The sequence below is a fragment of the Massilimicrobiota sp. mt181 genome (assembly GCF_055420065.1).
The window spans coordinates 1-23959 of the sequence record NZ_JBVAYN010000016.1 but is presented as its reverse complement, the minus strand read 5'-3'; the positions used below and the strand labels follow the sequence as shown (position 1 = coordinate 23959).

The following is a 23959-nucleotide window of genomic DNA, read 5'->3' as shown; positions in this document are numbered from 1 at the left end:
GAGAACATTTATATCACTTAAAGGAGGTCTTACCAATGAAATACATCAAAAAAATAACAATTTGTTTGACGCTATTATTATTTATGACGGCTTGTAGCAGTCCATCTGACTCGACGTCCTCTTCAACTCAGACAAGTCAGAATACCTATATTCAAGATGGGGATAGAATTCTGATTGCCTATTTTGCTTCTGGGGAAAACAGTGAAGTCGATGTTGCTTCTTCTGCTAGTGTAACACAATATCAAGGAGAACCTGTGGGTATTGTTCATGCTTTAGCAAGTATGATTCAAGAAAATACTGGTGGAGATATCTTTTCCATTACAACTTCTGTGCAGTATCCTCAATCCAGTGATGATGTGATTGATTATGCTCAAGAAGAACATGATCAAGACGTCAGACCAGAATTGACAAGTCATATTGATAATTTAGATGATTATGATGTCATCTTTATTGGATATCCTATCTGGTGGTATGATCTTCCTCAGGTTATGTATAGTTTCTTTGATGAGTATGATTTCAGTGGAAAAACAATCATTCCATTTTGCACTCATGCAGGTAACCGATTTTCTTCAACGATAGAAACAATCAAGGAACTGGAACCTGATGCAACAGTTGTTGAAGATGGATTTACAGTTAGTGCCCAAGAGGTAGATACAAATTCTGATGAAACAGCGACTCAAGTCAAAGAATGGATTGGTAGTCTTGAATAAAAAAATATTAAAGGTGGTTATAGGTATGGGTATATTGTTAAGTGGATGTTCTTCAAAGACACCAAATAATCAAACAACTTCAGTTTCTCAAATCAATGAAAAGACAACTGTCAGTGACATTGTCAATGATGAAAGATTTGAAGGTTATGGTCAATTCATTTTTCCAATTGATCGAGGATATGATGAATCACTCACAATTGATCATATTGATTCTTTACTTCCTTATCACAGCCATATCAATACACAAACAACCATTGATGTTCTCAATTATATGGTCGATCATCACGATTCCATATTCTATGATATTTATACAGATGAAGAAAAGGCAGCTGATTCAAGCAAAGAAAATACTGGTCTCTTCTTTTTCAAAGGTGAAAAAAATGCTCCTTTTGCAATTATTAATGCTGGTGGAGGTTTCTCCTACGTAGGAAGCATTCATGAAAGTTTTCCACATGCTTTATATTTATCTCAACAAGGTTATAACGCCTTTGCTTTGCAGTATCGAACAGGTGGGGCAGATGTTGCCTGTGAAGATTTAAGCGCTGCGATTGCTTTTATCTTTGAACATGCTGATGAATTAGAAGTTGACATAGATAACTATTCCTTATGGGGTGGTTCTGCCGGTGCCAGAATGGCTGCATATTTAGGATCATATGGAACAGAAAGTTTTGGACAGTATGCCTATCCACGTGCTGGTGCTATTATTATGCAATATACTGGTCATAGCGATTATACTGCACATGATCCTGCTACATATGTCTGTGTTGGTGAAAATGATGGTATTGCTTCATGGCAAACGATGCAAAGGCGTATTCAAAATCTGCAAAATGCAGGTATTGATACTGAATTTCATAAATATCCATCACTGGGTCATGGCTTTGGCTTAGGCATTGGAACTTCTGCTGAAGGATGGATTGATGATGCTATTGCCTTTTGGCAAAAGCAAATAGATGAATAGGAGATGGTTTCATGAAAAAAGCAATACTCTGTTGTCTTGTCATTGTCTGTGTGATTGCTGGTCTTGATATCTTTTCACAATCTCAAGAACAACAGACAACCAATCAACAAACAGTTTCAACTCCTTCATTAGACGAAGTCACTGAAGGAACAGAAACTTATCGTGGCTTTTTGATGGATAATGTTTATCATTCTCCTGAAGACGGCGATATCCATTACCATGTTTATATTCCTAATGACTATGATGGAAAGACGCCTTATGCTTTATATTTTACATTACCAGGATATCAGGGATTATATTTTCAAGGAGTTGGCAGAAACCTTGAAACAGAAGAATTTGCTTTTGTGGCTCAAGATTACAACAATCAAATGATTATTGTTGCTCCACAGTTAGAAGATTGGGGTCAAACATCTGCCAATCAAACCATTGCATTAGTTGAATATTTCTTATCACATTATAACATCGACCGTAATCATGTTTATACCAATGGATATTCAGGTGGTGGTGAGACTATGTCTTTAGTCATGGGACAAAGAGCCGATCTTTTTAGCGCTTATCTTCACTGTAGTTCTCAGTGGGATGGTGGTTATGATAGTGTCGTTGAAAATAAAACTCGTGTTTATATAACAGTTGGAGAAAATGATGAATACTATGGCTCTGAACCATCATCCAAAGCTTATCAGGAATTATATCAGCGTTATCAAAACAAAGGACTTTCAGATGATGAAATTGATGATTTACTTGTTTTAGATATTAAAGATACAACTTATTTTACAAATCAGGGAATAACAAATCAACATGGTGGTGCTGGACAACTCTTTGTGCATGATCACGATATGATGAACTGGTTATTTTCTTAAAACGAGAGGAGAAAAAGAAATGAAAAAAATATTCACAATGTTTTTAACTGCTATTATGGCAATCGCTTTACTTGCTGGATGTCAATCACGTTCAAATGAAACAACAGAGGCGAATACTTCAACTCCTGCAACAGAAAATACATCTGATGATGGAAAAACACTTGTTGTTTATTATTCAGCAACAGGAAATACAAAAGCTGTTGCTGAGATGATTGCTGAAGAAACCAATGGAGATTTATTTGAAATTGAACCACAAGAGCCTTACAGTGATGAAGATTTAAACTGGACTGATGAAAACAGCCGTGTGTCAAGAGAACATGAAAATGAGAATGAAAGAGATGTAGCACTTGTTTCCACAACAGTTGAGAACTGGGAAGACTATGACACTGTTTTCATTGGTTATCCAATCTGGTGGGGAATTGCTGCATGGCCAGTTGATACTTTTGTAGAAAACAATGATTTTGACTCTAAAACTGTGATTCCATTTTGTACTTCATCTTCTTCAGGACTTGGTCAAAGTGGTGAACTTTTAGCACAAATGGCTGGTAGTGGAGACTGGCAAGAAGGACAAAGATTCCAATCTAGCGCGACTGCTTCAGATATTCAAGATTGGATTAATGAATTAGGGATCAATGAATAGTATAGAAAAGAGGTTATCAAAGATGAATAAATTTGTTATGAATCACATGCCTAAAGTTTATTTTGGTGAAGGTGCTTTAAAAGATGCACTGACTCAGGAATGCCAACATTATGGGCCAAATGTTCTAATCGCTTATGGTGGTGGATCTGTTAAGAAAACAGGTATTTTTGATGAAGTTGTTAAATTATTACAAGATCAAAAGAAAACAATTTTTGAATTGAGTGGGATTATGTCTAATCCGACTTACGCTAAAGTTCAAGAAGGCGCAAAACTTGTAAGAGAAAAGAACATTGATTTAATCTTAGCTGTGGGTGGAGGTTCCGTTATTGATTGCTGTAAAGTCATTTCTGCCCAAGCCAAAACACAAGAAGATTTATGGACAATGGAATTTGATGAAAAGAAATTCCCAACGCAATTCATTCCTATGGGTGCTGTTGTGACAGCTTCAGGAACAGGATCTGAAATGAATAATGGTGCTGTTATTACGAATGAAGATGTCAAAATCAAAGGTGGTATGTTAGGTGCTTTATCTGACTTTTCTGTTTTAGATCCTGCTTATACTTTAACAGTTCCTATGTCACAGGTCATCTCTGGAGCTTTTGACACATTGTCACATGCGATGGAAACTTATTTTGGTCAGCCTTTAGAGAACAATGTTTCTGATGAAATCAATGAAGCCATTATGCGTAATACGATTAGAAATATGCGTGAAGTTCTTCAAAATCCACAAGACATCAAACCAAGAAGCGAATTGATGTGGGATAGTGCTATGGCTGAAAATGGTATTTTAAAACTTGGTAAAGTCACTGATTTCCAGGCCCATCAAATTGAACATCAATTAGGTGCCTATACAAACTGTAATCATGGTCAAGGCCTTGCAGTCATTCATCCTGTCTTATATCGACATATTTATCAAAGTGGCGTTGAAAAATTTGCCAGATATGCCAGAGTTGTTTGGGGTATTCATGATGAACAACTATCTCAGCAAGAAACTGCCCTCAAAGGAATTGAAGCTTTAGCTGCATTCATTCAGGAAATGGGTCTACCTACAACCCTGACACAAATGGGCATTACTGATCAAGAGATGTTAAGAAAAGTTGCTGATTCTTCAAATATTACAGCAGGTTGCTGCCAAAAACTCACACATGATGAAATTTATGATATCTTACTTGAATGTCTATAAAACAAAGGAATTTCTTCTCCTTTGTTTTTAGTATGCACTAGAGTTATACTAGAATAAAATATTGATATTGTACTTTTGAACAATAATTCTATACAATAAAATTGTCAAAGGAGGAATAATAATGAGAAAGAATTTTGGAACAAAACCTTGGTTTTATCCTTTACCAGTTTTAATCATTGGAACATATGACAGTAATAATCAAGCTGATGCTATGAATGCTGCCTGGGGTGGTTTATATGATGCCAATTTGATTGAACTATGTTTAAGTGCTGGTCATAAAACAACCAAAAATATCATGGAAAAGAAAGCTTTTACTGTCAGTTTTGCTGATGCTAAAAATGTTGTAGCTTGTGACTATGTTGGTATGGTTTCTGCTAACAATACACCTGACAAAATGAAAAAAGCTGGTTTGACAACAAGAAAAAGTGATTTTGTTGATGCACCTATCATTGAAGAATTACCAATGACTTTAGAATGTCGTTTTGTTAAAACAACAGAAGATGGAAATATTATTGGTGAAATCATCAATGTTAGTGCGGATGAAAGTATTTTAAATGAAAAAGGAATGATTGATATTCAAAAGTTACAACCTATTTCTTTTGATCCCGTCAACAATGATTATGTTGTGATTGGAGAGAAAGTTGGAAATGCTTTTGAAGATGGCAATCAATTAAAATGAAAGAAGGAATAAAAATGGGTCAATTAGATAAGAAAGTCGCTTTGATTACAGGCGGTGGTTCTGGTATTGGACAAGCCATTGCCGAACGTTTTGCGAAAGAAGGTGCTTATGTCGTCATTACTGGAAGACGTGAAGAACCATTAAAACAAACAGCTTCTACAGATTCAAAAATTTCTTATATTGCAGGAGATATCACAAACTCTCAGGATGTTGAAAAAATAATGAATTATATCCAAGATCATTTTGATGGACAATTAGATATCCTTGTCAATAATGCAGGATGGTGTCCTGTCCAATCTATTAAAGATATGACAATTGAAGATTATGATCAGGCTTTTGCTCTTGATGTGAGAGCGTTAGTCAACTTAACAATTCAAAGTTTACCATTATTATTAAAGACAAAAGGAAATATCATCAATTTGTCTTCAGTAGGAGCACAACATACAAATTATCAACTTTCCATGTATGTAGGGGCCAAAGCTGCCGTTGAAAACTTTACAAGAGCCTGGGCTTTAGATTTAGCCCGAGATGGTGTGAGAGTAAATGCAATTGCTCCCGGAGCAATTAGAACCAATATCTGGAATTCAACAAATCTTTCTGAAGAGGAAGAAAGAGCTCATGAAAAAAGAATTACAGATACAATTCCAGTGAAAAGATTTGGTCAGGCACAGGAAGTTGCCAATGTCGCTTTGTTTTTAGCAAGTGATGAAGCTAGCTATGTCACTGGATCTGTATATGCCGTTGATGGCGGACAAGGATCATTTTAAAAAAAATAGGAGGAATAAAAAATGGAATATGTAACATTAAATAATGGAGTCAAAATGCCTCGTGTTGGTTTTGGCGTTTATCAAATTGCTGATGCAAAAGAATGTGAACAGGCAGTCTTAGATGCCATTGAAGTTGGCTATCGTTTAATTGATACTGCACAATCTTATGGCAATGAAGAAGCAGTAGGAAATGCCATTCAAAAATGTGATGTCCCTAGAGAAGAATTATTTATTACAACAAAAGTATGGATTACAAATTATGGATATGATCAGACAAAAACTTCTGTAGAAGCATCATTAAAGAAAATGCAATTAGATTATTTAGATTTAGTTTTATTACATCAACCATTTAATGATTATTATGGTGCTTACCATGCACTTGTTGATTTGTATAAAGAAGGAAAGATTAAAGCAATCGGTGTTTCTAATTTCTATCCTGATCGTTTAGTTGATTTGGCACTTTTCAATGAAGTCAAACCTGCTGTTAATCAGGTGGAAGTCAATGTTTTCCATCAACAGATTGAAGCTCAAATATATAATGAAAAATATGGTGTACAAATGGAAGCATGGGCTCCATTTGCTGAAGGAAGAAACAATATGTTTTCTAATCCTGAACTTCAAGAAATTGGAGATAAATATAACAAAAGCATTGCTCAAGTTATCTTAAGATGGCTTGTTCAAAGAAACATTGTTCCATTAGCAAAATCAGTGAAAAAATCAAGAATGCAGGAAAATATTAATATCTTTGATTTTGAATTAAGTGATGAAGATATGCAAAAAATAAGTGCCATGGATAAAAAAGAAAGTTCTTTCTTCTCACATTATGATCCTGCAACTATTGAAATGATTGCTGGATTACGTAGATAGAGGTTATGTATGAAGGTCCTTTTAATCAATGGTAGCCCTAATCCAAGAGGATGCACTTATACGGCATTAAATGAAGTTGCAAAGACATTAGAACAGGAAGATATCGAAACTGAAATCATCCAAGTAGGTCAAAAAGATATACGTGGATGTATTGGTTGTCGTCATTGCAAAGAAAGTGGACAATGTATTTTTGATGATTTGGTCAACGAAGTTGCACCTAAGTTCAATGAATGTGATGGCATAGTCATTGGTTCCCCTGTTTACTATGCCAGTGCCAATGGAACCCTGATTTCTTTTCTAGATCGTTTATTCTATAGTACTTTGGCAGATAAAGCAATGAAAGTTGGGGCAGCCGTTGTCAGTGCCAGACGTGCTGGAACAACAGCAACTTTTGATGAAATCAATAAATACTTTACCATTTCTTCAATGCCTGTTGTTTCTAGTCAATATTGGAATATGGTCCATGGTTATATACCTGAAGATATCATGAAAGATGAAGAAGGTATGCAAATTATGCGTACTTTAGGTAAGAATATGGCTTTTCTTATCAAAAGTATTCATTTAGGAAAAGAAAAATATGGCCTTCCTGAAAAGGAACAACGTGTTTTTACTCCATTTATTCGATAAAACATATAAAATTGAATAGACAAATGTAAATAGATTGTTATGCGTTTGTCTTTTCTTTTATTCAAAAATAGAAAGTAGGAAATGAAATGTTAAAGATCAAAAGAACACTAGATATCATGATGACAATTTTATTACTCTTTTTAATGTGTTATCCTATTATGGATTCTCAAATTCATGAAATTTTAGGAGTGACGATGATGATATGCTTTATCATTCATCATGTTCTCAACAGGCAATGGTATCACTCACTATTGAAAGGTCATTATCCCCTTCTTCAAAAAATTATTCTCATCATCAATACACTTTTATTCATAGATTTGATTTTGGTTTTTATAAGTGGATTAACGATGTCAGATATCTTCCCTTTTTTCAATTTTATAAGAGCAAGTACAGCACGAAGATTACACATGAGTCTGACACATTGGAGTTTTATACTGATGGCTATTCATTTAGGATTACATCTTCAAAGCATGCTTATTCCTATCCAAAAAAGAATAAAAAAATCTCATTTTCCCCATATTCTGATGTATATTCCTTATGTATTGGCCATTTATGGTATCGTCATGTTTATCAATTATCAATGGGTTGATTACTTATTTATCCTCAATGAATTTCTCTTTTTCAATCCATCTATAACCTTACCTCGCATGATGTTAGACATCTTCTCTATTTTTCTATTTTTTACAATCCTGACATATATATTTATCAAATACTTAATGAAGAGGAAGTGATCAATAATGAATAGACCTTATATCATTTGTCATATGTTACAATCTATTGATGGAAAAATCACTGGTGCTTATTTCAGTGATGAAAAGACAATGAAACTTGCTGGCTTATATAAAGAAATGAGTGAACAATTCCAGGCTGATGGTATCATTTATGGAAGTGTAACAGCTCAAGATTTTTTTCATCATGGACATTTTGAAAATCAAGAGACTTTAGATACTCATACACAACCGCAAAATTTTATTGTTGAAAATAATATCAATCAATGGATTGTTGTTTTAGATCCTATGGGAAGCATTAGCTGGGATAAACAATCCTTACAGCATCCTAAAGCGCAAAATAAAAATATTGTTGTAATTGTTAACAATCATGTATCTGATACTTGTTTAAAACATCTCAAATCATTGAATATTTCTTATATTTTAGGTGGTCAGCATGAAATCAATTTCCCCTATGTCTTAGACATTTTATATTCACAATGTCATATTCAAAAACTCTTATTACAAGGTGGTGGCATCATCAATGCCTCTTTGGTTAGTGAAGACTTAGTTGATGAAATCAGCTTAATCATTACACCAAATCTTGATGTTTCCTATGATGAAATGACATGCTTTCAAAAAAGCAGTTACACAAAACAGCTTTACTTAAGTCAATATTCATTGATGGATGTCAAAGCTTTGCCATATTCTGGTGTCTGGCTACACTATCAAAAAAATTAAGGAGTCCAAAAAACAATGTCATTAAGTTAAGGACTGAATGACATTGGCAAATCTCTCTCCACATTCTCTCTCCACAGTCTCACACCACAGTCTATCTCCACAATTCTCTAAATAAAGCAGCTTAGACCACAGTTTTGCACCACATTTTTAGTGAGAGGCGAAGTTGCTTTATTTGTTACCTTATTGCAGCTTTATGAGGATTTTTTAGACAAAATAAAAAAAAGAAAAACCCCATAAAATAGGGCTTTTCTAAGGTTTTCCTCAAACAATTTACTAACGTTTTGAGAACTCCGAAGCCTTATAAAATAAAGGTTTTTAAGCCTTTTTGTCGCTTACTTGTTGCATTGCCAAAACATCTCAAAACAACATTAAACATATCTAGATGTTATGAACCATGTCAAATTAGGATTTATTTGTTTAACTAACTGGAACTTATTCCTCTTTAGAGTCGTCGATTACTTTTCCAATTCGGTCACCAATCATAAAACCTAAAAATCCTATAATTGAACACCAAACGCTTCCAGTAAAGTAAATAGCTACTCCGGTTCCTATTGCACCTACAAGGCTCCCTATCACAGAACAGATTCCTTCTGCTTTTTTCATATACAATCTCCTCTACAAATTCCAATTTATTGGACATAATCATTTACTATTCTCTTATTTTCAAATGATAACAGGACACTAAATATTATTTCTATCAGTATCATCATTATTGCAAGAGTATAATTAGCAAAATTTAAACCAACTATCAAAGATAATATTGGAATAATTATTGACAATACCATATATGTTTTTGAATTATATAACCAACTGTATGGCAATAAATGTGCTCCGAATATCATAGCAATAACCATTAGCATTTTATCCGGCAATGTAGGATAAATCCACATTGCTATTAAAAGGTATATCATTTGATTTGCAGAAAATAGTATTCCTAAGTAGTTTAATGGATTACTTTTATCTTGAAATTGTATTTTTAATATTTTAGAAATTAAAAAAGCTATAGGTAATAATGGTGCAGTGCAACAAAATGTCAATAGATTTTTTGTTAATATAGGTAAATCTGTTAATTGTACGATTAAAACCATAATCCATATTACTACTGATGCAATGATAAAATGAATACCTTTCTTTTACTTTTGGGCACAATCTTTTTTCAAATCTTTCAAGTTCATTTTTTAGCTCTCCTCAATAAATTCTAATTTGTATTACTTTGAACTTTTCTTTTTTATTTTAGCAATGAACAAGACAAATGATAAAATTAACCAAGCAACAAATCCTACTTTAAATCCTACAAGCCAAGTATTTTCATAACTTAATTTAAATAGTATATCTAAAATTTTCATTGTTGTTGTTGCACATAATAACATCACAACTAAAAATAAGATTTCTAAAATTATAAACTTTATTTTTTTCATAATAGCATACACCTCTACAAATTCCAATTTATCTAAGTAAATTATCTCATGTGAAGTATTTTATTACAAGATAATTTAACTTTTACTCTACAAATTAGGATTTGTATTTATTCATTTACGAAAAAAAATCATCACTTCTTGTTTGGTTTTCTTTTTATTCCCAGCAGTTTAACAAAATCATCAAATAAGGCTGTATCTGTTGGCTCAAACATTAACCATTTTCCGTCGTGATAGGTTTTAGTTTCATCATAAATTTTCTGCACTTCTTTTGAATAACTATTTCTATCTGTATCAAATTTTAATTGTTCATCTTTCCCCAAGATAATCATAAATCCTACACAGTTTTCCCTTGCGTACAATGCACAAAGCGTTTTTCCGCCACGACGATATTTATACTCATAAGCCCACGCTTTACCACCTTTGTTCCATAAACATTCCATGTCATACTTTTCATCAATTAAAGCACAAAGTTTATTCCATATATCATATAATGATTGTCCGATTAAAGCAGTCATTTCTTCTGCATTAGGTATTTTATCCAGCATATTCGTTTCTCCTTTATAACTTTCAATTTATTAATTTCTATATTCATATTATATCAATATAAAATTAGTCATTCAATGAAATCCATAGCTTGTCTTTCTCCCTGAATGCCTTTCACTTTTACATATGTATTCATTTATTTTTCATATTTACTTTTTTGCAAAGTGCACCTGTATTTGGCTCAAATAAAACAATAATCAAATCTGTTGGCAATCTATATATTTTTAAGTTTTCTAACATATCAAAAGCATTAATATCATGATAATCATTAATATCAAATAATACCTCTACTCTTCTAAATGACTCTTCATTTTGAGCAACGATAGTCATAATAGTAGCCAATATATCATATGCACCCTCAACCGTTAAATCATCAGCATCTGATCCTACAAATTCACTGAATTCAATAATGATTGATGTGTTCTTTGGCTCTCTTCTCTTAGAAATCTTTCCAGAGAATAAAATTGATTCTGTTCTATATTGCAATTCAATTGGTATCTCGTCTAAATTCCATCCATTAATATATTTATATGATAAGTAGCGACATGACAAATATCCTTGCTCATCTTCTTCATAATCATCTTCCCCAAAAATAATTGCTGAAGCAATAGCAACTGGAAACTTATCTAGATAGTCTGATAATTTGTCTAGCACTGCTTTACTAGGAAATTTTGTTGATCCATTCTCAATCATCTTGATAGCTTGAGAACTAATTCCTAATATATCAGCCATCTCAGATTGTGTTAATAATTTTTCTTTGCGCAACTTTTTCATATATTCTGCAAAGTACATATTTTTCACCTCTTCGTATATATGTCCTTTCATATTTACTATTATAAACGAAATTGATAACTTAATAAACATAAAAGTAAATTATTTTTATATCTAAGGGTTGCATTTAGTTTCTGTGAGTAGTATATTATAGCTAGATAATTAATAGCTATTATAAATTAGCGTTTAATTATCCTATGGAGGTGATTTCTGTTAACACAAAATAAAAGGCTCATTAGATAGAGTTTGGCGACACATCTAATGAACCACTATGTAACGTGAAAGAACAGTTTATATAATGTCCTTTCTTGTACATTATAACAAACTTTCTTTCACATTGTAATACTCTTGAAGGAGGAATGTGAATATGAAAGAAGAAAATAGAGTATTTATTGAAACTCCTGCATTCACAGGAAGAAATGTACCCATTATGGAGCTATCCAAAGCAATTGGAAAAGATGCACAATTTATCCGTATTGGATTACAAAAAGGTATTTTAACATTCGGTTATGCTTTAAAGAAAGATAATTCAAGCGAATTTAATTACTATTGTCCTGATAAAAAAGTATGGGAAGAAACCGGCTATTTTAAAGGCGGTATTTAAAAATGGCTGAATTAGAAATTGTTCGCTTATCTGAAATTCAGAGCAAAGAAGTAAAATGGCTATGGTATCCCTATATACCTTCCGGAAAGTTGACAATTATTCAAGGTGATCCAGGATGTGGAAAAACGATGCTAATTCTTTATCTAGCTAGTTTGTTATCTAGTGGCTCTCCACTTCCATCAGAGGATTCTAGTGTAAAGCGTGAACCCTGTACAGTTATCTATCAGACATCGGAAGATGGTTATGATGACACAATTAAGCCAAGATTGGAAAGATTTACAAAAGCCGATTTAAATCGCATTGTTTTCATTAAAGAAGATAAATGTTCACTAACAATGTTAGATGAGAGAATCGAACAAGCCATCATTCAAGAAAATGCAAAACTATTTGTTCTTGATCCAATTCAAGCCTATATAGGACATAATATTGACATGAATCGTGCAAATGAAATTCGCCCTCTTTTAAAAAAATTAGGAGATATTGCTCAAAAACATAATGTTGCGATTGTACTTATTGGACATATGAATAAGGCAAAAGGTGGAAAATCTTCTTATCGTGGTTTAGGTAGTATCGATATTCCAGCGGCAGCTCGTAGTGTTTTAATTTGTGGTGAATTAAAAAATGAAGAAGGTGTACGAGCAGTGGTGCAAGATAAATCAAGTTTAGCACAACGAGGAAAACCGTTTGCATTTAAACTTGACGATGATGGATTTCATTGGTTAGGTGAATATGATATTAGTCCTGAAGAATTATTAGATGGGTTCAAACGAAAAACTGATAAAGATCGTGCAAAAGATTTCATTAACGAAACCTTATCGGAAGGTGCCGTAGAGGCAAATATTATATATAAAAAAGCAACAGAACAAGACCTTTCCAAACGTACACTAGACCAAGCAAAAGCAGAGTTAAATGTCAAATCATTTAAAGAAGGTAAAGTATGGTATTGGAAACTAATTTAACATTGCAAGGTTGCAGGCTCTCTAGGAACTTGCAATCTTGCAACCTTCCTTTTAAAAAAAGCCTTTGTTACTTTGCCGAAAGTAACGCAAATGCACTTTTGTCAGAAACAAAAGATGCTTGCGCTCTGCGAGGCTTTTAATGCAATCTAAAACAATAAGCATAACGCTTGGAAAAGGAAGTATAAGTCATAATGCACGAACTTTTATAGCTGATAATGTTGACCCTAATAGAACTCCACTGAATGTTGAATTTGCAAATCAAGATATCAAACAGGCTTATCATTACTTGTTTGATGATGCACTTGAGAAGTACAATGCTAAGCAAAAAAGAAGTGATCGAGTCATAAAAGACTATTACGAAAAAATTCGTACCGGGAAACAAGAAAAGCTATTCCACGAAATCATAGTACAAGTTGGTAATAAAGATACAATGAATGCAACATCAGAAAACGGCAAACTAGCAAAAGAAATACTATCACAATATATAGATGATTTTTTAAAGAGAAACAAGAACCTATATGTATTCTCTGCCCATCTTCATATGGATGAAGAAACACCTCATCTCCATATTGACTTTATACCTTATACGACCGGTAGCAAACGAGGATTAGAAACTCGTGTATCGCTTAAAAAGGCTATGGAAGAACTTGGCTTTATTGGTAAAGGTAAGCAAGAAACAGAATATAATTTGTGGGTAAATGCAGAAAAAGAGCATCTAGCTCAGATTATGCAAGCACATGAAATTGAATGGCAAAAACTAGATACTCATAATCAACACCTAAGTGTTTATGATTTCAAAAAACAAGAACGTATAAAAGAAGTAAAAGAATTAACTAAGCAAGTTGATACTCTTGTTGATAAAATCAACGATTACCAGGAAGACATTCATGATGTTGATCAGCTAACAAGTGAAATCACTGATGACTTATGGAATATTCCTGAACCAAGGCGATTTATGAGTGCTAACAGTTATAAAAAAGATATTATTGAACCTTTTATTAAAAAATTAAAAACAGTCATCAAACGCATAATAAATGATTATTTAAGACTAAGGCATGAAGTTAAAGAACTTCGTACAAAAATATTGCCACTTAGAATAAAAATCAATGAACAAGATGAACTGATTGATCGCTTATTAGACGAAAATCGAACCAACTCGACTAAATTAAAAAAAATACAAAGAGTTCTTGGACAAAAAACTTATGAAGAAATATTAAACAAGCCGAAGGAGAAACGTAAAAATGTTAGAGAAAAAGATTATAGATAATGGAATTACTTATCAATTGATTGGAGAAGTTTATTATCCTGTCCTTATTGATGCAGAACTACCCATCGGAATATATGCAAAAAAACGTATAGAATATTTAGCTGAAAACAATTTAGTTTCCTTTGATAAACACTATACAAAATATCAATTTCATTATGAGATGTTTTGTTTAAATTGTTATTGTGAGCAATTGTTCCAAAGAAAGTTCTTTGAATACTTAGAACAACATCCTGATGCAAATAGAAAGCAAATAATAAAGAAGAAAAAAGAAATTAAAGATGGAATTATTGAGATTTATATTTTACAACCACAGGAGGTAATTTATAATGGCAAAGAACTTGAAATCACCAAATAGATATGGCGGAGTAACGAAACTAAGTAATGCCTCTCGAAGAAGAAGACCTTATGCAGTACGTATTACTACAGGATATGTGATTAATGAGAAAACAGGAAAAGCCACTCAGAAATATGCAATCATTGGTTATGCCAAGACAAGAAATGAAGGACTTCAAATGCTCGCTAAATATCATGAACATCCTTTTAATATAGAAACCGGTGATATGACATTCAGAGAAGTATATGAGAATTGGTCTGAAGATAAATATGAAAATGCTTCTCAATCCACAATAAATGGATATAGAGCAGCATATAATGTTTGTTCTAAAATTTATGAAAGAAAGTTCAGAGAATTAAAAACATTTGATTTACAAGATATTATTGATAATTGTGATAAAAATTATCCAACATTACGAAAGATTAAAATCCTGTTTAATCAATTATATGCCTATGCAATGAAACTAGATTTATGTGGAAAAGATTATTCTAAATATGTAGATATTGCAAAATTCAGCGATAAAAATCCAGATAAATATGATAGAAAGCCGTATACCAAAGAACAAATAGATATTTTATGGGATTTAAGAGAAGATAAATATTACCAAATCATTCTTATTCTAATCTACACAGGTTTGCGTATTGATGAATTATTATCATTAGAAAAAGAAAATGTTCATCTAAATGACCGATACCTTGATATCATCAAATCTAAAACAGAAAATGGAATTAGAAAAGTGCCAATCAGTGATTATATTTATCCTTTTATCAAAAACTGGTATGATTCATCGGAGTGTAAGTATCTTTTACATACCGAAGAACAGAAACCATTTAAATATCGAAATTATTATGATAGCTATTTTCTTCCACTGATGGAGAGATTGGGCTTTGATCAAACACCACATTGTTGTAGACACACGTTTATTTCATTACTTGCCGAAGCCAAAGTTTCACCAACATATACTAAAATGATTGCAGGACATAAAGGTGCCATGACAATGACCGAAAAAGTATATACACATATTGATATGCAATATTTAATTGATGCAGTAAACAGCGTGTATTATCCTAAAAATATAAAAAATGAAAAAGCAATTAAAATGTGATACAACTGCTCAATATAAAGCATATCTATGGATTAAAAGGAACTTTGAACTATCAGCAATAACTGTATCATTGTATGATCAGGAAAGTTTGATGATTACTGACTATAAAAAAGAATACGCAATCATTAATTACAAAAATAATAAAATAACCATCACATATCAGGATGGTACTAAACAAACTGAAAAGTATAAATCACATGAACCATGTCTTTGATGTGGTTCTTTTCATTATTTTTTTTTACTACAAGATAAACAAAAGAATAAGTTTGAATTTATTGTGTCGCATATTTGAGAACTGTGGTGAGAATTTTGTATCTTACTTGTCGCTTACGTGTCGCTTACCGTTTTTAATTTATAAATATACAAAAAAACTCAAATCGAGTTTTAGCCGATAAATAAAGGCTTTTGTTGATTTGAGTTTCTTTGAATTGTTTTGAATATTCCCAAAAATTAACGTTTTGAGAACTGTGGTGCTCTACGAGCTGCTTTAAGTCCGTATTTTTTACGTTCTTTAACTCTTGCATCACGAGTCAAGAATCCAGCTGCTTTTAATACTGGTCTGTAATCTTCTCCAGCTTCTAATAAAGCTCTTGAAATTCCATGACGGATAGCTCCAGCTTGTCCACTGTAACCTCCACCATTAACATTAACAATCACATCAAACTTACCAGTTGTACCAGTTAATTCAAGTGGTTGGTTGACGATCATTAATAATACATCTGATGGTAAATAATCTTTTGCTTCTCTACCATTGATGACGATTTTTCCTGCACCTGGTGTTAAAATAACACGTGCTACTGAAGACTTTCTACGTCCAGTTCCTCTGTATTGTACATTAGCCATTTATTCTCGTCCTCCTTATCCCTTAATTTTTAATTCAACTGGTTGTTGTGCAGCATGTGGATGTTCACTACCAGCGTATACAAATAATTTCATCCCTTGTTTTCTTCCAAGTGTGTTATGAGGTAACATACCTTTAACAGCTGCTTCTACAAATCCTGTTGGATTTGTTTCTTTAAATTGGCGAGCAGTTTTAACTTTTAAACCACCTAACCAACCAGAATGATGATAGTATTTAACTGTATCTAATTTTTTTCCAGTCATTACTACTTTGTCTGCATTAACGATAATAACATAATCACCAGTATCTACATGTGGTGTAAATGTTGGTTTATGTTTTCCTCTTAATACAGATGCTACTTCTGATGCTAAACGTCCTAAAGTTAATCCTTCAGCATCAACAACGTACCATTTACGTTCAATTGTGGCTTCTTTAGCCATTGTTGTTTGTCTCATTTTTAATCCTCCTGTAGTTTCCGGGGCTACAAACGTTAAAATAAGGCACCTATTATTATAGCAACATTCCGCTTTTTGTCAATATGATTTTTGTTGTATTCATCGGCTTTTTGTTGTATTCTTTTATTTCATCCAAAATTATTTCTCTTATGACAATCAAGGTAAAAGTTCAGAAAGTGAAAGTATATAATATTCATTATCATCTGTTATAATCACATTCTCATCATCAATAACAATAAAATCTATAATCTTATCAAGCCCCATATAATCTATATCTGTATACTTTTTCTTTTGAAAATCAATTACAATTATTTTTTCCAAATTGCAATTTTCAAAAAATACATAACGATTATTAGAAATGTGATAATCATAAGAAGACAAATCAAAAGGTAAATTCATTTCTTCATGAGTATACATATCTTTTAAAATTGTTTCCTTACCTTCAAATTCAACAAAGAAAGTGGAAGCATATGGATACATACCCTGTTCCTCTAAAATCTTCACATCATTTGTTTTTAAATCAATAACACATGATTCATCTTGATCTGTATAACCAACTATAAAATGATCATTAAAAAAGGCATATTCCTCACTGTGAAGATAAGGAGATAATTGATTGATTCTTTTTTCTTTATGAGTCTTTGTATCATAAACAGTCCAATACTTATCATTTTTGTTAATTGTAATATATTGCTTATTAGGAGAAATTTTAAAGTTAACAGATTCATGATCGTTTGTTAAGGGAATAATCTCTTTTGTTTTTAAATCAAGTGAACATAAATTATTATCTTCTGAACCAAAATAAAGAATATCATCATTTAAGAGATTCAATGTATAAACAATATAACCTTCTTCATTAAAAGTGTAGATATGATCTTTATAACGCACATAATCAAATGAATATTTTTGCCCTTGATATTCTCCTTGAAAGCTTTCTATTTGTCCTTCCACATATTGTCCATCTTGAAAAACAAGAATTTGATCTATTATTTCTTCATCACCATGCACAATACATAGAAAAATATCTTCAAATCGCATATACTGCTGAACATTTTCATTTTGTGGCAATACTTCTATTTCATCTGATTGAAACTGTTCCTGTACCCATTGACGAAATTGACTATTAAATGCATAGACAATTCCAATAGAAGATAATGACAATATCAAAACAAGAAAACAAATAGTTGTTTGATATATGATTTTTTTCTTTCGATATTTATATTTTTGTTGATTGATATTAAATGTTTTCCAGTCTTCTGGTGTTTTCACTAAGTCAAATTCTTTAAACTTATTCATAAAACTCACCAACCTTTTTTCTAAGTTCTTCCCTTCCTCTTTTCAAATGAGATTTCACTGTATTTTCTTTCATCTTCATAATTGATGCAATTTCTGCACATTTATATCCCTCATAATAATATAAATACATAACATTCCTTTGCTTTTTAGGAAGTTTTAAAACCTCAGATAATAATGTCAACTGCTCTTGATGTTCAGCAATAATAACATCATCTATATTTATTTGTGGTTTATAGAATAACCTTTGATAATTATGACATTCGTTTATACTTACGCGTATAAGCCATCGTTTCAAATGCTGTTTATCTTGAAAATCATCTTTCTTTAAGAACAGTTTCATCAAGACATTTTGAAAACAATCTTTCGCATCATCTACATTCCGTAAATTAAGTATACAGATTCTTGTGATTAAATCTGCATAATCTTCCACAATATCTTCATAAGAATTCCCTAAAATCATTTCAGGCATGCTTTTCACCTTCCCTCATTATATAAACGTTTTTGACAAATATCTGGTTGCAAAAAAAAGAAAGAAAAATAATCATTTTCTTTCTTATCTAATATCATATTCTCCTTGAAACTTCTCAAACTGTCCTTGTAAAAAATCAAAATGATCAATGACTTTTAAATTATGTTCCTTACAAAACTCCATCATTTGTCGATACATGCCTTCATTAAAATCAGAAGGATCATGTGCATCAAATCCTAAAATCACATCATTTCCTACTTCTCCAGCAATTTTCCAAAAATGTGTATTTGGATAAGCATAAATCTTTTCACCATTAACATTTCTTAATCCTCTTCGCATTCCACCAGCATTGACTTCTAGTGGAATATTTAAGGCCTTGGCTTTTTCACAAATTCTTTGTGTCACAGTTCTTGCATCTAAATCAAATTCCTTATAACCAATTAAAAATAAATCTGGATGAGCCAAATAACTAAATAAACCAGTCTCCAACGCCTTTTCTACATCATTACAATAATGATAAATATCTTTTTTCTTCATATTCTCTTTTCCATAATATTCATTATGAATACAATGCTTATGAAAATGATGACCTAAAATCAAATAATCCACTTTATGTTCATATAATAAACTTTGATAATAATCAAAATATTCCTCTAATCCCTCAGCTTCAAAACCTTTATAAATTTTGATTTGATCCTGATATTTCTTTTGACAATCTTCAACTGCTTCCAGATAGCTATCTAAATCCTTATAGGGCATTCTCATTCCTGGTCCATTTTTCACAAAGGCATAACCTAAAGATAATAAACTCCTGATACTTCTAACAGCTGGAAGAGATTTTAAAAGATGCTGACGATAATGAGGTAAAGGTATATGTTCTGAAATACCTAATTCTTCTATTCCCATATGAATAGCTGCCTGAACCATATCTTCTTCTGTTCCATTAGCGTGACCACAACGATAAGTATGTGTATGAAAATTAGTCTTCTCCATAATACACCTCCTGCAAATATAAGCCTTGTGGTTTAGCCTTAAAAAGGCATTTCTTTTCACCACAGCTTTCTAACATTTCTAAAAGTTTTTCCTTTTCAATTCTATGGGCACCAACTTGGATAATTCCTCCTACAAGATGTCTCACCATATAACGTCTAAAACCATTTCCAACTAAGCGAAAAGTTATAATACCATCTTGTTCTTCAATATCAAAAGTATAAAGTGAACGAATTGTATTTCCATATTGATCATAACTGCAAAATGACGCAAAATTATGTTCTCCAATAAAAATTTTTGCTGCATCTCTCATCAACTCTATATCTAAAGAACGTCCATATTGATAAATATAATTTGTCTGAAATGGATTATATTCTTTCGTACTTAACACATATCGATATTCTTTTTTGACAGCACTATAGCGTGAATGAAAATTCTCATCAACATATTGAGCGTCCAAAATATAAATATCATTGGGTAAAAAATGATTAATAGCTCTTTTCCATTGCGCTTCAGGTAATTGTTTTTCTGTATCAAAGTGAAAAACCTGATGAACAGCATGAACTTTGGCATCAGTTCTTCCTGATGCGTGAATCACTGTTTCTACTTCATTTATTTTTTTGATGGCTTTTTGAATTTCTCCTTGTATCGTACGCTCACGATTTTGAACTTGAAAGCCATGAAAACGACTTCCGTCGTAACTCACTATACATTTTACTCTCATAAAACAATACTCATTATAACCATTGCACTACATATTGCAATAACACATAAAAATGCAATCGTATCAGACACTGTCCAGACAAGCTGTTTATATCTTGTACGTTTGGCTTCTGGATTATAATTACGACTTTCCATAGCATTAGCTAAATCTTCTGCTCTTTGAAAAGCAGAAATAAACAAAGGAATGATTAAAGACACAATAGATAATATTTTTTCTTTTAAACTTCCTTCAGAAAATTCCACACCACGACTGGCTTGCGCTTTCATGATTCTTTGTGTTTCTTCTAATAATGTTGGTATAAAACGTAAAGCAATAGAAATCATCATGGCTACTTCATGCGTTGGAAAACCAATTTTTTTAAAAGGAGATAATAAATGTTCTATTCCCAATGTTAAATCTAATGGTTTTGTTGTTGCTGTCAAAATTGTTGTCATTATAATGATGAGAATCAATCTGATAAATATGTATACTGTTTGTAAAACGGCCTGATCATAGATTTTAATAAATCCTAAAGAAAACAATAAATGTCCCTGTTGAATAAACAGTAAATTAAAAATCATCAAAAAAGCCATCATAAATAGCATTGGCTTTACCGCTTTTAATACCTGTGAAACCTTAATATGTGATAACAAAGTCATGATAATGACAAAGATTCCTAAAACAGCATAACCAATAAAACCTGCATCAAAGAAAACTGCAATCAGTAATAATAAAAGTGATCCGATTTTTAGTCTTGGATCTAAACGATGAATAAAGCTATCAATAGGCAAATACTTTCCAAACATCATATTATTCATGTAATTGCCCTCCTATTTCCTGAATTAAAACATCCATATCTTTAATAGAAAGATCAATATGAAATCCATTTTTATTGAGTTCTAAAATAAAAGATGTAATGATAGGTAAATCAATACTTAAAGATGTTAAATATTCCGTTTCCTTAAATAACTCTTCCACAGGTACATGTCTTTCTACTTGACCATGATTCATAACAACAACATCATCACAATACTCTAAAACTTGATTCATATCATGAGAAACCAAAATAACAGTTTTTCCTTCTTCATTAACTTTTTTAAATAATTGAAGCATTTCTTTAGCCCCTTGAGGGTCTAAACCAGCAGTTGGTTCATCTAAAATTAACACTTCTGGATTCATTGCTAAAATACCAGCTATCGCAATACGACGTTTCTGTCCCCCAGACAAATCAAATGGAGAACGTTCTAGATATGATTCATCTAATCCTACTAATTGAATAACATCTTTTGCAATCTTAATAGCCTCTTCTTCACTGACACCAAAATTTTTAGGCCCAAAAATAATATCTTTTAGAATTGTTTCTTCAAATAACTGATATTCTGGAAATTGAAAAACAAGTCCAGCTTTCTTTCTTAAGGGTTTTAATGAAGAGGGCTTATTTGTAGCTGTAATTAAAATATCTTCAATTTTCACTTCGCCAGATGTAGGAAGTAGTAATGCATTAATATGTTGAATGAGGGTTGATTTCCCACTCCCTGTATGCCCAATCAAAGCTGTCATGCTTCCTTTTTTAATATCAAGGTTAACACCTTTTAAAGCATGATATGCAAAAGGCGTATCTGGAGCATAGATATGTTCTACTTCTTTAAACGTAATTGACATAATTCTTTCACCAACTTCTCTCTATCAATTTGATCAGCAATAGATACGCCCATTTGTTGCAATCCTTGTGTTACTTTTAAAGCAAAGGGAATATCTAGAGCTAAACTTTCAATTTCTTCTTTTTTCATTAAAACATCTTCTGGCTTTCCTTCATCTACAATATGTCCATCACTTAATAAAATCACATAATCAGACAAAGCCGCTTCTTCTATATCGTGTGTTATTGATACGATTGTCATATTCTTATCTTTATTTAATTGATGAACCAAAGCATTAATTTCCTTCTTTCCTTTAGGATCTAACATACTCGTGGCTTCATCTAAAATAATAATTGATGGACTCATTGCTAAAATACCAGCAATCGCAACTCTTTGTTTTTGTCCACCAGATAGTTTTGTAGGTTCATGATCTAAAAACTCATACATATTGACCTTTTTAGCATATTCTTCAATAATACCATCCATTAAAGATGGATCAACACAATTATTTTCTAATCCAAAGGCTATATCATCTCTGACTGTGGCTCCAATAAACTGATTATCAGGATTTTGAAAAACAATACCAATTTGACTACGTACCTGACTTAAAGTCTCCTCAGTTAAAGGAATACCACCAATAATGATATCCCCTGATTTCTTTTCTAATAATCCCATTAATAATTTAGCAATTGTACTTTTACCACTTCCATTATGACCAAGAATGGTTGTATAAGTACCTTTTTGTATACTAAATGAAATATTATCTATTGTTAAAGTCTCTTCATCATATCCAAAAGATAAATGTTGAACATCAATAATTTTTTCCATATCTATCCTCCAAGTAGTTCAATTTTATTATGATTTATAGAAGATGTCAACCACATTTCAAGTCACCTGTCATTACATAAATTCTTCATGCTGTGTTTCATCCAGCTCTTTTGCAATTTTTATACAGCTATCAAGATTCTCCTGATAATGTAATGAAAAAATGCAGCTATACAAAATATCTAATAAATACTTTAATGATAAACTACTTGAAAAATCAGCAATCTTTGTATAAATCAGCTCTCTAGAAGATAACCTCAAAGTAACATCAGCCATTAATGATAAATCATTATCTTCAATATTTGTTATAGCAATAATAGGTGTTTTCTTTTCCTTCAACTTTTCTAGTAAATGCTTCATTTGTGATGCATGACCAGAATAAGATATGACAATAGCAGTATGGTGATCATCACTCATCAGATATGTTGAATCCAGTTCATCACTTAAAGAACATAGATGAACATGACGATGCAATATGAACATACGACTTTGAAATGAACGTGCAATATGAATATGAGGAGTACGACCGTATATATCAATCTGTTCACAATCACGCAATAAACGTATAGCTTTTTGTAAATCATCATGCTGAATAAGTGAATATGTATCTTGAACAGTTTCTCTTTCTAATATACATAAATTATAAGCAATATTCATCATATCATCATTTACAACAAAAGGAATATTCGCATCAACTTCTTGATTCAGATACAAATAATCTAACTCTTTTAAATATGCATCTTTAAATTCATTCCATCCATCAAAACCCAATTTTTTAGCTATACGTATAAACAAAGGTGATGATGTATATGTTTCCTCAGCTATTTGCGAGATGGTCATATTTTTTATATCTTTTCCCTTTTTCAAAATATAATCAATAATAATAGCTTCACTTGGAGAAAAATGGGTTTTCTCTATTTTATGTATAATCATCTCCATCACCTCTTGTATGACATTATAATGCAATTCGTTATAAGTTGCAAAATAAAAACACATCAAT

The 23959-nt window shown here is 31.9% G+C and carries 31 protein-coding genes; 16 read left to right on the top strand and 15 right to left on the bottom strand.

Annotated features, from left to right (window positions below):
• Positions 1-35 precede the first annotated feature (35 nt).
• From ACZYT4_RS09800 to ACZYT4_RS09755, 10 genes are all read left to right on the top strand, one after another.
• Positions 36-710, top strand: coding sequence for a flavodoxin (locus ACZYT4_RS09800; RefSeq protein WP_463785166.1), 675 nt, complete (start codon positions 36-38; stop codon positions 708-710).
• A gap of 25 nt (positions 711-735) precedes the next feature.
• Positions 736-1668 carry an alpha/beta hydrolase gene (locus ACZYT4_RS09795; protein WP_463785163.1) on the top strand — a complete coding sequence of 311 codons (933 nt, stop codon included), beginning with the start codon at positions 736-738 and terminating at the stop codon, positions 1666-1668.
• Positions 1669-1679: 11 nt separating this feature from the next.
• Entirely contained in the window at positions 1680-2528 is an 849-nt protein-coding gene (locus ACZYT4_RS09790; protein ID WP_463785161.1) for a prolyl oligopeptidase family serine peptidase, read from the top strand.
• Between the two features lie 19 nt (positions 2529-2547).
• A complete protein-coding gene (locus tag ACZYT4_RS09785) occupies positions 2548-3168 on the top strand; it encodes a flavodoxin (protein WP_463785159.1) in 621 nt (206 codons plus the stop codon).
• A 22-nt stretch (positions 3169-3190) separates the two neighbouring features.
• Entirely contained in the window at positions 3191-4351 is a 1161-nt protein-coding gene (locus ACZYT4_RS09780) for an iron-containing alcohol dehydrogenase (protein WP_463785158.1), read from the top strand.
• 121 nt (positions 4352-4472) lie between these two features.
• Complete coding sequence (locus tag ACZYT4_RS09775; RefSeq protein WP_463785156.1) at positions 4473-5030, top strand: flavin reductase family protein; 558 nt, start codon at positions 4473-4475, stop codon at positions 5028-5030.
• A 14-nt stretch (positions 5031-5044) separates the two neighbouring features.
• The gene (locus ACZYT4_RS09770; protein ID WP_463785154.1) at positions 5045-5797 is read left to right on the top strand and encodes an SDR family NAD(P)-dependent oxidoreductase; all 753 of its coding nucleotides are present in this window, start codon (positions 5045-5047) and stop codon (positions 5795-5797) included.
• Between the two features lie 21 nt (positions 5798-5818).
• Positions 5819-6664: an aldo/keto reductase gene (locus ACZYT4_RS09765; RefSeq protein WP_463785152.1), complete on the top strand. Its 846-nt coding sequence runs from the start codon at positions 5819-5821 to the stop codon at positions 6662-6664.
• 9 nt (positions 6665-6673) lie between these two features.
• Positions 6674-7291: a flavodoxin family protein gene (locus ACZYT4_RS09760; protein ID WP_463785149.1), complete on the top strand. Its 618-nt coding sequence runs from the start codon at positions 6674-6676 to the stop codon at positions 7289-7291.
• 737 nt (positions 7292-8028) lie between these two features.
• Positions 8029-8739: a dihydrofolate reductase family protein gene (locus tag ACZYT4_RS09755; RefSeq protein WP_463785146.1), complete on the top strand. Its 711-nt coding sequence runs from the start codon at positions 8029-8031 to the stop codon at positions 8737-8739.
• A gap of 432 nt (positions 8740-9171) precedes the next feature.
• Here ACZYT4_RS09755 and ACZYT4_RS09750 read toward each other — a convergent pair whose 3' ends face one another.
• The 5 genes from ACZYT4_RS09750 to ACZYT4_RS09730 all read right to left on the bottom strand — a co-directional run bounded on the left by ACZYT4_RS09750 (position 9172) and on the right by ACZYT4_RS09730 (position 11492).
• Positions 9172-9342, bottom strand: a complete 171-nt coding sequence (locus ACZYT4_RS09750) for a hypothetical protein (protein WP_022356063.1) — start codon at positions 9340-9342, stop codon at positions 9172-9174.
• A 26-nt stretch (positions 9343-9368) separates the two neighbouring features.
• Positions 9369-9863, bottom strand: a complete 495-nt coding sequence (locus tag ACZYT4_RS09745; protein WP_463785218.1) for a DUF7010 family protein — start codon at positions 9861-9863, stop codon at positions 9369-9371.
• An 84-nt stretch (positions 9864-9947) separates the two neighbouring features.
• Positions 9948-10157, bottom strand: a complete 210-nt coding sequence (locus ACZYT4_RS09740) for a hypothetical protein (protein WP_035400590.1) — start codon at positions 10155-10157, stop codon at positions 9948-9950.
• A gap of 131 nt (positions 10158-10288) precedes the next feature.
• Positions 10289-10702: a DUF3788 domain-containing protein gene (locus ACZYT4_RS09735; RefSeq protein ID WP_463785144.1), complete on the bottom strand. Its 414-nt coding sequence runs from the start codon at positions 10700-10702 to the stop codon at positions 10289-10291.
• Between the two features lie 130 nt (positions 10703-10832).
• Positions 10833-11492 carry a helix-turn-helix domain-containing protein gene (locus tag ACZYT4_RS09730; protein WP_390540437.1) on the bottom strand — a complete coding sequence of 220 codons (660 nt, stop codon included), beginning with the start codon at positions 11490-11492 and terminating at the stop codon, positions 10833-10835.
• Positions 11493-11838: 346 nt separating this feature from the next.
• Between ACZYT4_RS09730 and ACZYT4_RS09725 the strand changes: the two genes are divergently transcribed.
• The 6 genes from ACZYT4_RS09725 to ACZYT4_RS09700 all read left to right on the top strand — a co-directional run bounded on the left by ACZYT4_RS09725 (position 11839) and on the right by ACZYT4_RS09700 (position 15954).
• Positions 11839-12075 carry a hypothetical protein gene (locus tag ACZYT4_RS09725; RefSeq protein ID WP_032090815.1) on the top strand — a complete coding sequence of 79 codons (237 nt, stop codon included), beginning with the start codon at positions 11839-11841 and terminating at the stop codon, positions 12073-12075.
• Positions 12076-12077: 2 nt separating this feature from the next.
• The gene (locus ACZYT4_RS09720) at positions 12078-13034 is read left to right on the top strand and encodes an AAA family ATPase (RefSeq protein WP_412610737.1); all 957 of its coding nucleotides are present in this window, start codon (positions 12078-12080) and stop codon (positions 13032-13034) included.
• Positions 13035-13173: 139 nt separating this feature from the next.
• Entirely contained in the window at positions 13174-14301 is a 1128-nt protein-coding gene (locus ACZYT4_RS09715) for a plasmid recombination protein (RefSeq protein ID WP_463785140.1), read from the top strand.
• On the top strand, positions 14276-14656 hold the full coding sequence (locus tag ACZYT4_RS09710; RefSeq protein WP_308698037.1) for a TnpV protein: 381 nt from the start codon (positions 14276-14278) through the stop codon (positions 14654-14656). Before ACZYT4_RS09715 ends, ACZYT4_RS09710 begins: the two co-directional genes overlap by 26 nt.
• A complete protein-coding gene (locus ACZYT4_RS09705) occupies positions 14628-15740 on the top strand; it encodes a tyrosine-type recombinase/integrase (RefSeq protein ID WP_463785138.1) in 1113 nt (370 codons plus the stop codon). Before ACZYT4_RS09710 ends, ACZYT4_RS09705 begins: the two co-directional genes overlap by 29 nt.
• Positions 15718-15954, top strand: a complete 237-nt coding sequence (locus tag ACZYT4_RS09700) for a hypothetical protein (protein WP_285959821.1) — start codon at positions 15718-15720, stop codon at positions 15952-15954. The genes ACZYT4_RS09705 and ACZYT4_RS09700 overlap by 23 nt, the downstream gene beginning before the upstream one ends.
• A gap of 236 nt (positions 15955-16190) precedes the next feature.
• Here the strand turns inward: ACZYT4_RS09700 and rpsI are convergent, their stop codons facing one another.
• From rpsI to ACZYT4_RS09650, 10 genes are all read right to left on the bottom strand, one after another.
• Positions 16191-16583 carry a 30S ribosomal protein S9 gene (gene rpsI / locus ACZYT4_RS09695; protein WP_087245416.1) on the bottom strand — a complete coding sequence of 131 codons (393 nt, stop codon included), beginning with the start codon at positions 16581-16583 and terminating at the stop codon, positions 16191-16193.
• Between the two features lie 15 nt (positions 16584-16598).
• A complete protein-coding gene (rplM, locus tag ACZYT4_RS09690) occupies positions 16599-17036 on the bottom strand; it encodes a 50S ribosomal protein L13 (protein ID WP_087245414.1) in 438 nt (145 codons plus the stop codon).
• Positions 17037-17192: 156 nt separating this feature from the next.
• On the bottom strand, positions 17193-18332 hold the full coding sequence (locus ACZYT4_RS09685) for a hypothetical protein (protein WP_463785133.1): 1140 nt from the start codon (positions 18330-18332) through the stop codon (positions 17193-17195).
• Positions 18325-18801 carry an RNA polymerase sigma factor gene (locus ACZYT4_RS09680; protein ID WP_463785130.1) on the bottom strand — a complete coding sequence of 159 codons (477 nt, stop codon included), beginning with the start codon at positions 18799-18801 and terminating at the stop codon, positions 18325-18327. Before ACZYT4_RS09680 ends, ACZYT4_RS09685 begins: the two co-directional genes overlap by 8 nt.
• A gap of 84 nt (positions 18802-18885) precedes the next feature.
• Positions 18886-19794 carry a histidinol-phosphatase gene (locus tag ACZYT4_RS09675; RefSeq protein ID WP_463785128.1) on the bottom strand — a complete coding sequence of 303 codons (909 nt, stop codon included), beginning with the start codon at positions 19792-19794 and terminating at the stop codon, positions 18886-18888.
• Positions 19781-20515, bottom strand: a complete 735-nt coding sequence (truA, locus tag ACZYT4_RS09670; RefSeq protein ID WP_463785126.1) for a tRNA pseudouridine(38-40) synthase TruA — start codon at positions 20513-20515, stop codon at positions 19781-19783. Before truA ends, ACZYT4_RS09675 begins: the two co-directional genes overlap by 14 nt.
• The gene (locus ACZYT4_RS09665) at positions 20512-21312 is read right to left on the bottom strand and encodes an energy-coupling factor transporter transmembrane component T family protein (protein ID WP_463785124.1); all 801 of its coding nucleotides are present in this window, start codon (positions 21310-21312) and stop codon (positions 20512-20514) included. The genes truA and ACZYT4_RS09665 overlap by 4 nt, the downstream gene beginning before the upstream one ends.
• On the bottom strand, positions 21305-22156 hold the full coding sequence (locus tag ACZYT4_RS09660; RefSeq protein ID WP_463785122.1) for an energy-coupling factor transporter ATPase: 852 nt from the start codon (positions 22154-22156) through the stop codon (positions 21305-21307). The genes ACZYT4_RS09665 and ACZYT4_RS09660 overlap by 8 nt, the downstream gene beginning before the upstream one ends.
• The gene (locus ACZYT4_RS09655; RefSeq protein ID WP_463785120.1) at positions 22132-22962 is read right to left on the bottom strand and encodes an energy-coupling factor transporter ATPase; all 831 of its coding nucleotides are present in this window, start codon (positions 22960-22962) and stop codon (positions 22132-22134) included. Before ACZYT4_RS09655 ends, ACZYT4_RS09660 begins: the two co-directional genes overlap by 25 nt.
• A 72-nt stretch (positions 22963-23034) precedes the next feature.
• The coding region (locus ACZYT4_RS09650; RefSeq protein WP_463785118.1) for a MurR/RpiR family transcriptional regulator at positions 23035-23959 on the bottom strand (925 nt) is incomplete at its 5' end.